The following is an 11,896-nucleotide window of genomic DNA, read 5'->3' as shown; positions in this document are numbered from 1 at the left end:
GCGACGTCCTATGGACGCCCGATGCCGTGACAGACGTTGACATTGCCGATATCCAGGTTGTCGCCATAGGCGTTGTCGAGAAACACTTTCCTGATCTCCCCGGCCAGCCCCGACATCTGGCTGGCGGTTTGCGGCACAGTGACGAAAAAGTGCTGATAGATAGTCGGAGCCTTGGCCAGGCTGTACAGCTCGCCGAGAAAACCGCGAAGCGCCTGGACATCGGCAGCGTCGCGATAGCACTGGCCAATCAGCAGGTTGGTGTAGCCGACGATCGGGTACTGATTGCCCTGGGTCGGCACCGGCATCTGACCGCCCGCGCCGTAGCCGAAAAACGGCACCCACTTCAACGGATTGGCCCGATCCATCGCCGTCATCGGCGGCGGGAAGTACCCAAGGGCGTAGCGGGTATTGGCAACCGTGGGCAAGGGCGCAGTGCCGGCGGCCATGGGTAGCTTGCTGACCCGCGCCGAGGTCGCGTTGTTGTGGGGGGCCAGGTACTCGCTGGCGACATAACCGATGGTGCCCTCCCCGGCATTGATCGCCGCCACGACATCGGCACTGCCGGCCACCGCCTGCCAATGGTTGGGGAGCGGAGCAAAACCGGCCTGGGTGAACAGGCTGCTGACGGAAATCCTGCCGGGGCAGGAGTCGTTGAGAAAACGCGTGAACAGCTCAGTGCTGCCACTGCTGCCGGAGCGATAGATGACCTTGATCGGCATCGTGTCGGCATTCCCCAGGACCGCGCCCCAGGTGCTGACAGCACCGGAAAAGATGTCGCACAACTGCGCCGCAGTCAGTTGCAGGGTGCTGGTACCGGACTTTTTATAAGGAATGGCCAGTGCCATGCCGGCCACCGGAATCTGGATCAATGGACCATAGCTGGCGGACTGCGTGCTGTTGTAGGTCTGCAGCTCGCCCGCTGTCAGCAGTGACTCGCTGCCGGCGAAATCCACCGAGGTCGCCAGCGGCAATCCCAGCAGCACCGGCGCATTGGTCAGGAAGGCCGCCTTTTCATCGCCGCCGCCAATGCCGATATAACTGAAGTCGGCTGGCAGCAAGGCCGGCGTACCGGTATAGAGCCGCAGCGGCGAACTGGAGCCACCACCGATCACCGCCGCCATCGCCGGCTGGGAACACAAGCTCGCCAGCACCAGAACCGTTGCGAAGAGACTATGCCGTGACATGAGCAATCTCCTGAAAACAGTGGGGTTGAGCCCTGATCCGACAGTGCGAATGACCCTGGCCGTGCGCTATCGAGCAACCCGAACAGGGCAATAAAAGCTACTGAGGGGAAAGTCGCCCTAACTGCAAGATCGACAGATCATCAGGGTTGGAAACACAACATCGGTAGCGCCAGCCAGGCCACTACCGATGGGTGTTCAAGTGGCCACATCCTGTGGCCGAGTGGTGCATCCCGCGTGCGGCTTACAAACGACCTTTGCCGTTGCAAACGCTGACGTTGGCGATATCCAGGCCGTCGCCATAGGCGTTGTCGAGGAAGGTTTTCTTGATTTCGCCAGCCAGGTTGGTCGGTGTTGCGCTGGTGTTCGGCACGACGGCAAAGGAGTGGGCGGCGATGGTGGAGTTTTTCACGCCGGTGTACAGGTCGGTCAGGAAGTTGCGGATGGCAGTGGCATCGGCAGCGGTCTTGTAGCACTGACCTACCAGCAGGTTGGTGTAACCCACGATCGGGTACTGGTTGGTGCCCGTTGGTACAGCGGTGTCACCGGCGGCGGAACCGAAGGTTGGCACCCACTTCAACGGATTGGCACGCTCGGCAGCGGTAGCCGGTACTGGCGCGGTGCCCAGGGCCGCGGTGGTGTTGGCCAGACTTGGCAGTGGAGCGGTGCCGGCAGGCAAAGCGTTTTTGCTGACGCGGGCAACCACGGCGTTATTGTTGGCAGAGACAAAGTCAGGGCTGACATAACCGATGGCGCCATCGGTGGCGTTGACCGCAGTCACCACTGCGCCGCTGCCGGAAACGGCTTGCGAGTTGGCAGGCTCGGCACCGATGCTGGCAACAGTGAAAGTGCTGCTGACACCGAACTGGGTAGGGCAGGAATCATTCAGGAAACGGGTGAACAGTTCGGTGGTGCCGCTGCTGCCGGAACGGTAGATGACCTTGATCGGGGTGGCGTCGCTGTTACCCAGGATCGGGCCCCAGGTGGTCACGGCACCGGAGAAGATGCTGCACAGCTGTGCGCCGGTCAGTTGCAGGTTGGTGGTGCCGGATTTCTTGTACGGAACAGTGACCGAGGTACCGACCGATGGAATCTGGATCAGTTTGCCGAAGGTGGCGCCGTAGGCGTTGTTGTAGTTGGTCAGTTCAGTCGAGCTGAGTACCGAGTCGCTACCGGCGTAGTCCACTGGGGTGCCGGCTGGCTGGTTGATCGAAGCAGGAGCGTTGGTCAGGAAAGCGGTCTTGCCGCCGCCGCTGCCGACACCGGTATAGCTGAAGTCTGCCGGCAGCAGACGTGGCAGAGGCGAAGCACCGTTGTAGAGTTTCTCAGGCAGAGTGGCACCGCCACCCACAACAGCCGCCATCGATTGGGCCGAAGCCAGAGCCGCTACGGCCAGGGAAGCTGCGATCATAGTGCGCTTAAACATGAAGAATCTCCTTTCGTCGTGTGTATACGGAGGTCAATGGTTCTTGCATGACGCCATGGCGCTCAGATCCTCTGCCCTGCTCTGAGAGCGTTGTGCGGGGTGAGGCCATGGGGAAGAAGTTCGCAGTTTCCGGTGACAGATAAAGGAAAAAACCTCGGGAGAAAGCGCTTGATTTTCAAAAACTTTCTCGGGTGTTCGAGGGCCCTGGCACGGGCTTTTCAGCGCAGGTGACAGCGAGGTTGCGTCAGGCCTTTTGCCAGTTCCTGGCGGCACGCGGCACAGGTCTTGGGCTGGGGGAGCTGGGGGTGGTCGTGCATGACAGAACGAGGAACCCGAGTTCGGCGGATTCGGCGCTCGGGTGATGAGTGGAGCACAGAAAAAAGTTGCCTGGGCTGACCCTTTCCCCTGTAGGAGCGAGCTTGCTCGCGATGGCCCTGAACCTTGACGCGGTTCTTGCCGAAACATCGCGTTGTCTTGAGTCTTTTCGCGAGCAAGCTCGCTCCTACAGAAAAGCGAGCCGGCAATCGATGTCGTTACTGCACCAGCTGATTGATCTCGATGATCGGCAGCAGCACTGCCATGACGATCACCAGCACCACCCCGCCCATGACCACGATCATCAGCGGTTCGAGCAAGGCGGTCATACCCATGGCGCGGCGTTCGATGTCGCGGGACAGGGTTTGCGCGGCGCGTTCGAGCATGGGTGGCAGGGCGCCGGTTTTTTCGCCGCTGGCGATCAGGTGGATCAGCACCGGCGGGAAGACTTTCTCCACCCGCAGCGCGGCGGCGAGGTTGACGCCTTCGCGGACCTTGGCGGTGGCGTCGCTGACGCTCTGGCTCAGGCGGTCGTTGGACAGGGTCTGGCGCGCCGCTTCCAGGGCGCGCAGCAGCGGCACCCCTGCTCCACCGAGGATCGCCAGGGTCGAGGCAAAGCGCGCGGTGTTCAGGCCCAGCACGAAGCGCCCGATCAGCGGCAGGCGCAGCACCCGGCTGTGCCAACTCAAGCGGGCCTGGGGATTGCGCAGGTACATACGCCAGCTCCAGAAGCCGCCGGCCAGCACGCCGAAACACAACCAGCCCCAGGCGCGGATGAAATCGCTGGCGTTGAGCATCGCCAGGGTTAGCCCCGGCAGATCCTGGCGCGCCTGGGAAAAGGCGCTGACCACCTGGGGCACCACGTAGCTGAGCAGGAAGATCACGATGCCCACCGAGACCAGCCCGACCACGCCGGGGTAGATAAAGGCAGTGAGGATCTTGCCGCGCAGGGTGTTGCGCTCCTCGATGTAGTCGGCCAGGCGCTCCATGACCTGGGCCAGGTCGCCCGACTCTTCGCCGGCGGCGATCAGCGCCCGGTAGATGTCCGGAAAGTCCCGCGGCCGCGCCGCCAGGGCTTCGGCCAGGCGCATGCCGCTGCGCACATCGGCGCGCACCGCGCTGAGGGTGTGGGCGATGTGTTTTTTTTCCGCTTGTTCGACCGTGGCACTCAGCGCCGCTTCCAGCGGCAGGCTGGCGCCCAGCAGGCTGGCCAGCTGGCGGGTGGCCCAGGCCAGGTCGTTGTCCGACAGCTTGGCGCTGAACAGGCTCCCGCCACCGGCCTTCGGCGTGTTGCTCTCGACCTGCACCATCAGCGCCGTCAGCCCGCGGCTGCGCAGTACGCCGAAAGCGGCGCTCTGGCTGTCGGCTTCCAGGTGCCCGGACTCGATCTTGCCGAGGGCGTCGGCGGCTTCGTAGCGATAACGGTTCATCAGGCGTCCCGGGTTACGCGCAGGATTTCTTCAGGGGCGGTGGCGCCGCTGCGCACCCAGCGCTCGCCGTCCTCGCGCATGCTCAACATCCCGGCGCGCCGTGCGGCGGCGCGCAGCGCCTGTTCGTCGGCGCCCTGGTGGATCAGGCTGCGAATGTCGTCGTCGATGCAGAACAGCTCGTGAATGCCGGTGCGCCCGCTGTAGCCGACCTGGTTGCAGGCCGGGCAGCCCACCGGGCGCCAGGTGCCAGGGGCGGTCGGGTCTTCTTCCTTGCAGTGCGGGCACAGCCGCCGCACCAGGCGCTGGGCCAGCACGCCGAGCATCGACGAGGCCAGCAGGAACGGCTCGACGCCCATGTCGATCAGGCGGTTGACCGCCGACACCGCGTCGTTGGTGTGCAGGGTCGCCAGCACCAGGTGCCCGGTGAGCGAAGCCTGCACGGCGATCTGCGCGGTTTCCAGGTCGCGGATCTCGCCGATCATGATGATGTCCGGGTCCTGGCGCAGTATCGCGCGCAGGGCCAGGGCGAAGGTCATGTCGATCTTGGCGTTGACCTGGATCTGGCTGATCCCCGGCAGGTCGTACTCCACTGGGTCTTCGACAGTGAGGATATTGCTAGTGCTGGCGTCCAGCCGCGCCAGGGCAGCATAGAGGCTGGTGGTCTTGCCGCTGCCGGTGGGGCCGGTGACCAGCACGATGCCGTGGGGCTGGCGGATCAGGTGGTCGAGCTTGCCCAGCACCTGGGGGTCCATGCCTAAGGTTTCCAGTTGCAGGCGCCCGGCCTGTTTATCCAGCAGGCGCATCACCACCCGCTCGCCATGGCCGGTGGGCACCGTGGACACGCGGATATCGATGGGCCGCCCGGCCACGCGCAAGGCGATGCGGCCGTCCTGGGGCAGGCGTTTTTCGGCGATGTCGAGCTGGGCCATGATCTTGATCCGCGACACCAGCGCGCCGTGCAAGGCCTTGCGCGGCGAGACCACGTCGCGCAGCGTGCCGTCGACGCGGTAGCGCACCACCGAATGGCTTTCATAGGGCTCGATATGGATATCGCTGGCCTCGTCCCGCGCGGCCTGGGTCAGCAAGGCGTTGATCATGCGGATCACCGGCGCGCCGTCCTGGGTGTCCAGCAGGTCGGTGATTTCCGGGATGTCCTGCATCAGGCGGTCGAGGTCGACCTCGTTCTCGGCGGCGCCGACCACCGCGGCGGCGCTGCCGGTGTCGGAATAGGCGCTGGCCAGCAGGCCGTCGAGTTCCTCGTCGCGCACCCGCTCCAGCCGCGCCGGGCCGAACTGGCGGCGCGCTTCGCTGATCGACCAGCCGGGGGTCGAGGGGCAGACCAGGAGTACGGCGCCCTGCTCGCTGTGACGCAGGAGGATGCGTTGGGATTTGGCCCAGGCGTAAGGGAGTTGGGGGTTCATGGGAGTAACTCCGGGGCTTGGCCGTGGGCTTGGTCTTGACCGTGTACATATCCGTTGCTGTGGTCATGGCCGTTGGCGGTTTCGTTCGTACGGCGAAGTGGGTGTACATATCCGTTGCTGCGGTCACGGCCACCTAGGGTTCCGCCCTTACGGCGGGTCACTTTGGAAGAGCCGGAAGCCGGCCCAGCCCAAAGTAACCAAAGGGCTCTAGCCCCAAGCGTCCGGTCCTCGCCAAGGCTCGGATTCCCTCGCTCCGGTCCTGCTCCGTGGGCCGCCGCCACAGGCCATCCATGGCCTGGGGCGGCTAACCCGGCATCCCTGCCGGGTTGCCCACTGCGCAGAACCTCCACTCGGCCTCCCGACGGGGCAAGAAAATCAAAAACAACGCGAGGCGACCTGCCGGTCGGCCTGTCTGAGAACACGTTCCCTGTAGCCGCTGCCGCAGGCTGCGATCGGCTGCGAAGCAGACGCAAAACCATGCGCCTCGATCTGCCTGATACATCGCGTCGTCTGGTTTGGCGTGCGCTGCGCGCCCGATCGCAGCCTGCGGCAGCGGCTACAAGAAGCGCGTACAACGCGCTTGGCTTTAGCTGTGGCTTTTGATCTTGCCCTTGATCCACCCGCCCCTTTCCCAGAGGCCGAACGCAGGCGTTGCGTAGGGGGTAGCGCGGCAGGGATGCCGCGCTAGCCGCCCCAGGCCATGGATGGCCTGTGGCGGCGGGCCCCCGGAGCAATGCCGGAGTGAGGGCATGCCGAGCCCTAGCGAGGCACCGAATGGAGGGGCGAGACTTTTTGGTTACTTTTGGGGCGTTTGCCAAAAGTGACCCGCCGTAAGGGCGGAACCGCCAGCAGTCATAACCGCAGTACCGGATATGTACCCCAACCCCACTGTAAAAGCGAAACCCTAAGCAGCCATAACCGCAGCAACGGATATGTCCCCCATCACCCAACGCACCAGACGCCGAGCGCATAAACGCAACAGGCGAACTCATTGCACCGGCACCGCTTTGATCCTCGCCCTCGGCGCTGGCGCAGGCACCGACACCGGCACAACCCCCGGCACCCCCTGCTCCGCCGTCGGCAATTGCGGCGCCTGCATGTCCGGCATGGCCCAGCTGCGGTCCGGCTGCAGGCCGCCCTGGGCGCGGCGCATGAAGTCGTAGCGGTTGAGGGTAATGCTGCGCCCCGCGGCGCTGTCGCGAATGATGTAGGGCCGCAGGAACACCATCAGGTTGGTCTTGTTGGTCGAGCGGCTTTCGTTGCGAAACAGCGCGCCGATCCCGGGGATAGTCGACAGCCACGGCACCGCGTTGTTGCTCTGGCTATAGCCGTCCTGCAGCAGGCCGCCGAGGACCATGATCTGGCCGTCGTCGAGCAGGATGCTGGTGTCGATCGCGCGCTTGTTGGTCACGGTGCCGGCCTGCACCGAGGCGCGCTGGTCGACGCTGCTGACCTCCTGGTAGATGTCGAGCTTGACCGTGCCACCCTCGGAAATCTGTGGCCGCACATTCAGCTTCAGGCCGACTTCTTCGCGCTGCACGGTCTGGAACGGGTTGTTGCTGTTGCCGCCACCGCCGGTGACGTAGCTGCCGGTGACAAAGGGAATGGTCTGGCCGACGAAGATGCTCGCCGCTTCGTTGTCCAGGGTCAGCAGGTTCGGGGTCGACAGCACGTTGTTCCCGCCCTTGCTCTTCAGGGCCCGGGCCAGCACCTTGAGGTCGAGGATCTTGCCGATCCCGGGGATGTCCACGGTGCCGTTGACCAGGCCGACGTTGAGGCCCTGGGGCAGCACGTCGAGGCTGGTCTTGCCGTTGAGGTTGAGGCCGCTGCCGCCGAGGTTGGCGCCGCCGATGACGCCGCTGCCACCGAGGTTGCCGGTCTGCCACTGCACGCCGAATTCGGCGGCGTCGTCTTCGTTGACTTCGACGATCAGGCTTTCGATCACCACCTGGGCGCGACGCTGGTCGAGCATGTCGATGACTTCGCGCAGGTTGCGGTACAGCGGTTCCGGCGCGGAAATCAGCAAGGTGTTGGTGGTGGCATCGGCCTGGATGGTCACGCCGCCGGCGCTGAAGGCGGTGTTCTGCTCGGACGCCTGGGTGCCGCCCTGGCTGCTGCTGGAACTGCCGCCCTGGGCATAACCGCTGCCGGAACTGCTGCCGCTGCTGAGGCTGGAGCTGCCACTGGTGGCACCGCTGCTGCCGCTCTGGCCGCTGCTGGAACTGCCGCCCTGGCTCATGCCGCCCATGCTGCCGAGCATGGCCCGCGCGTTGTCGCCGGTGCCGCTGTCACTCTCGCCGGTGAGCAGGCCGCGCAGGGCCTGGGCCAGCTTGCCGGCCTGGGCGTTGCGCAGGTACACCACATGCAGGTTGCTCGGGTTGCTCTGGGCGTTGTCCAGCTTGTAGATCAGGTTGCGCGCCAGCTCGGTGCGCTCGGGGCTGCCGGTGCGGATGATGATCGAGTTGGAACGCGGGTCGCCGACCACGCTGACTTTCTGGGTCGGGTCGGCGCCCTGGGTTTCCAGCAATTCGGAGACCATGCCGGCGATGTCCACGGCGATGCCGTTCTGCACCGGCACCACGTCGGTGTCCAGGGCGCTGGGAATGTCGATGCCTTCGATGATCTGCGCCACCCGGGTGAGGTTCTCGGCGTAGTCGGTGATGACGATGCTGTTGTTGCCCGGGTAGGCGTTGATCGGGTTGTTCGGCGACACGATCGGGCGCAGCACCGGGATCAGGTTCACCGCGTTTTCGTATTGCAGGCGGAAGGTGCGGGTCAGCATGCCGTTGGCCGACGGCTTGCCGGCGTTGTAGATCGGCCCGCCGAGCAGCTTGGCATCGGCTTCCGGCACCACCTGGGCCACGCCGCCGACGTCCACCACGCTGAAACCCTGCATGCGCAGGGCCGCCAGCAGCATGTCGTAGGCCTGGTGGGCCGGCACTTCGCCTTCGCTGACCAGGGTCAGGTTGCCCTTGACCCGCGGGTCCACCAGGAACTGCTGGCCAGTGGAACGCGCCAGCGCCCGGACCACGGCCTGGATATCGACGTCGACGAAATTCAGGCGCACCGGCTGGTCGCCCAGGGGATTGCGCACCACAGTGCCGCTGGCGGCGGGAGCACCGGGCGCGCGTCCCGCACGGCTGATCGGATGCTGGAACCTGGGACGCTGGGTCTGTTGCGCCTGGGCCCGCTCCCGCTCGGCCACCACGTCGCCGCCACTGCGATTGGTCTCGCCCAGGGGCCGTCCCAGTTCGCTGTCCACCAGCAACGGTGGCTGTGGCTCCTGGTTGTGACTGCACGCCGCCAGCGCCAGGGCCAGCGGCCCCAGCAGGAGCAAGGGCAGCGCCTTGCGCGACTGGCGAACATAGAAAGAACCTGACCACTTCATGAAGCTTCCTTAGCGCCAAGCGCCTGATCCATGCGAACGGTTCCGGACAGTTTGCCTGCCGTGCCATCGATGTCGGCCGGCCCCGCGCGTTGCAGGCGGGCCTCCATCACTTCCAGGGAAAACTGCCGGGGATTGCCCAGCAGCCAACCGACCACGGCATCCGCCGGGGCCTCTTGAAAACTCAAGTGCCAGGCCTGGGACTCGCCCTCGCCCGCCACCTGCAACTGGTACAGCCCCTGCAGGCCGGCGGCATCCAGGGTCTGGCGCAAGGACTGCTCCAGGCTCTGCCCCGGCTCGCCGCCACGGGGCCCACCGGCCTGGTGCAGCACCAGCTCCAGGGCTTCGGACTGGGAGCGCAGCTTGGGGATCTCGGCCTGCCAGTAATCGATCTTGTTCAGCGCCGGCTCGATCAGCAGCAGCCACACCAGCAAGCCGCCCAGCAGCGCCGCCGCGCCGGCCAGCAGGCGTTTCTCGCGCAGGGCCAAACCGCTCCAGTACAGCTGTGCCTGGGCGGTCTGGCGCTGCCAGCGCTGGCGGTAATGGCTGAGGCTCAGCTTATTCATCCTCGTCTTCCTCGCTGTCGTCGGCTTCCATCGGCACCGCGCCGGTCGCCATGCCTGTGGCGGCGCGCAGGGTCCAGCCCTGGTCGCCGGGGCTGGCTTCGAGCCCGGCCTGGGTCAGCAGGCCCTGCCAGCCACTGTCGGGCGCAGGGACACGGGTGTCGCTGAGCAGGCTCAGTTGCAATTCGCCGTTCTGATAGTTCAAACGCTCGACCCCGCCGATCACGAAAGGCATGGCATTGCTGGCCTGCAGCACCAGGCTGTTGAAGCTGTGCGGAGCGTCGCCGCTGGCTCCGCTCTGGCGCGCCGCCAGTTGCTGACGCGCCTGTTGCAGGGGGTTGAGGATCACCGGCAATTCCGGGAACACCTGCTGCACCCGTTGGCTCATCTGCGCCTTGAGCTGCTGGCCCTGGGCCGCCTGGCGCGCGGCATACAGGTTCAGGCCCAGGGTCCAGACCAGCAGCGCCACCGCGCACAGCGCCGCGGCACGGCCCCAGCCCTGCTGGCGAGCGCTGTTGTTCTGCACCCCGCCGTGCAGGCCCCAGTCGGGGGCCTGGCCGGTCCAGCGACAGCTGTCCGGCAGTTGCTCCAGGGCCGCTGGCGGGGCCGCCTCGCCTATCCATTGCAGCCCGGCGCCGTTGGCCAGCAGGGCCTGCAAGGCGTCTTCGGGTAGCGGTTGCACACTGCCCTGCCGCGGGCTGTGGCGCAGCAACAGGTGCTGGTCTTGCAGGCAGGCGGTCAACTGGCCCGCCGCCGGCACCGGCAAGGCATAGGGCGCCGGGTACAGGCCGCGCAGTTTCAGGCCGGCCTGCTCCAGCACCTGGCCGAGCCGCGCCAGCGCCTCGCGCGGCAGCCAGCTGATGTGCACCTGGCCGTCGCCGTCGCGCGGGCTGTGGGCCACGTACAGGCTGTCGCTGTGGCCGAGAATCAGCGCCTGGGCGGCACAGGCCACCGCCGCGCTGACCTTGGCCGGCGCCAGGGCCGGCAGCTCGATACTCGCCAGCAGGCTGTCCTCGGGGTGCAGGAAACACTCCACCGCCGGCGCCTTGGGCATCTGCCCCAGTTGCATCAGGCTGGCTTCGCCGGCTTCCTTGACCTGGCCTTCCTTGACCTGGAGCCGGGCAAAGCTCACCCGGCTCTCGGCCGTCAGCGAATGCAAGGGCGGCAGGCTGACGCGCAAGCGGCTCATACGCCCACCCGCGACCAGATCACCCGGGGCATGTTGTCTTCGCTGCGGTGCAACAAGGCCAGCAGCTTGACCCGGCGCCGCTCGCCACGGGCCTGGCCTTGCAGGCGGAACCATTCGCTGGTGATGCCGACCCGCACCGCGTCCGCCGGTACGTGCGGCATGCGCAGGCGGTTGATGAAGTCACCCTGATTGATGAACCACTGGCCGCTGTCGCGCTCGGCGATCAGCGCCTTGGCCCGTGGCAGTGCCAGCCCCGGCACGGTCGCGGCGAGCACTTCGGCGCTGGCGGTGTTGCCGTTGACCCAGGTATTGGCCGGCAGGATGGTGACAAAGGGCTCCAGGCGCGCCAGCAGCTTTTCGTCGACGCCGTTCACCCCCAGCAAGTCGTCGAGACTGCGCAGCATCGGCTGCTTGGCCAACAGCGGCTTGCGCGCGGCCTCGGGCGAAGTGTCGCGACCGCTGTGGAAACCGCTATTGACCGGCGCCGCCGTGCCTTCCGGGCTCAACTGCCGTGGGTAGGAAGCGATCACCCGCTGACTGATACGCTGGCCCAGGGTCGCGTTGACCCCGAGCAGCTCGCACAGGCGCTGGAAATTCTCTATCTGCAACGGGTCGAGCCGGTCGTTGGCCAGCAGGTTGCGCAGGTTGAACTTGCTCTGCTCGTCCTCCAGCCGCCCCTCGAACGGCCCGGCGCCCGGGCCCAGGGCCGCGAGCTGGATCGGCCGCGCCCAGTTCTGGTCGAGGCGGGTCAGCACGTCGCGCTGGCGGTCTTCCCACAGGCGCTGGCGGCTGACTTCCATGCCGCCCTGGAGTTGCCAGCTGCCCTGGACCCGCAGCTGCTCGCTTTCCAGCCCACGGGTGAACAGGGTCTGGCGGGTCAGCATGCCGCCGGCGATCACCGCCACCACGGCGGCGATCAACAAGGCGCTGATAATGGCCATGCCACGCTGTTTCGCCGCTGTCGGCGAACGGGCTGTCATGGCGGC

General features: G+C 66.1%; 8 protein-coding genes. All 8 read right to left on the bottom strand.

Translation table 11 applies throughout. The features are described from left to right. Positions 1-8: 8 nt before the first annotated feature. Positions 9-1,184 (bottom strand): substrate-binding domain-containing protein, encoded by a 1,176-nt coding sequence (locus tag BM019_RS14330; protein WP_092418659.1) that lies wholly within the window; start codon positions 1,182-1,184, stop codon positions 9-11. Positions 1,185-1,425: 241 nt separating this feature from the next. Next, positions 1,426-2,607 carry a substrate-binding domain-containing protein gene (locus BM019_RS14325; protein WP_009043657.1) on the bottom strand — a complete coding sequence of 394 codons (1,182 nt, stop codon included), beginning with the start codon at positions 2,605-2,607 and terminating at the stop codon, positions 1,426-1,428. Positions 2,608-3,140: 533 nt separating this feature from the next. Beyond that, entirely contained in the window at positions 3,141-4,352 is a 1,212-nt protein-coding gene (gene gspF / locus BM019_RS14320; RefSeq protein ID WP_092418658.1) for a type II secretion system inner membrane protein GspF, read from the bottom strand. After that, a complete protein-coding gene (gene gspE / locus BM019_RS14315) occupies positions 4,352-5,773 on the bottom strand; it encodes a type II secretion system ATPase GspE (protein ID WP_092418657.1) in 1,422 nt (473 codons plus the stop codon). The genes gspF and gspE overlap by 1 nt, the downstream gene beginning before the upstream one ends. Positions 5,774-6,761: 988 nt before the next feature. Beyond that, entirely contained in the window at positions 6,762-9,161 is a 2,400-nt protein-coding gene (gene gspD, locus BM019_RS14305; RefSeq protein WP_092418656.1) for a type II secretion system secretin GspD, read from the bottom strand. Beyond that, a complete protein-coding gene (gene gspM / locus BM019_RS14300) occupies positions 9,158-9,724 on the bottom strand; it encodes a type II secretion system protein GspM (RefSeq protein WP_092418655.1) in 567 nt (188 codons plus the stop codon). Before gspM ends, gspD begins: the two co-directional genes overlap by 4 nt. Then, the gene (gene gspL, locus BM019_RS14295; RefSeq protein WP_092418654.1) at positions 9,717-10,910 is read right to left on the bottom strand and encodes a type II secretion system protein GspL; all 1,194 of its coding nucleotides are present in this window, start codon (positions 10,908-10,910) and stop codon (positions 9,717-9,719) included. The genes gspM and gspL overlap by 8 nt, the downstream gene beginning before the upstream one ends. Continuing rightward, positions 10,907-11,890 carry a type II secretion system minor pseudopilin GspK gene (gene gspK / locus BM019_RS14290; RefSeq protein WP_092418653.1) on the bottom strand — a complete coding sequence of 328 codons (984 nt, stop codon included), beginning with the start codon at positions 11,888-11,890 and terminating at the stop codon, positions 10,907-10,909. The genes gspL and gspK overlap by 4 nt, the downstream gene beginning before the upstream one ends. Positions 11,891-11,896: the final 6 nt, after the last annotated feature.

The sequence above is a fragment of the Pseudomonas sp. NFPP07 genome (genome assembly GCF_900115645.1).
GTDB lineage: Bacteria > Pseudomonadota > Gammaproteobacteria > Pseudomonadales > Pseudomonadaceae > Aquipseudomonas > Aquipseudomonas chlororaphis.
The sequence above is the reverse complement of the archived record's forward strand: the minus strand, read 5'-3'. Positions and strand labels throughout refer to the sequence as shown.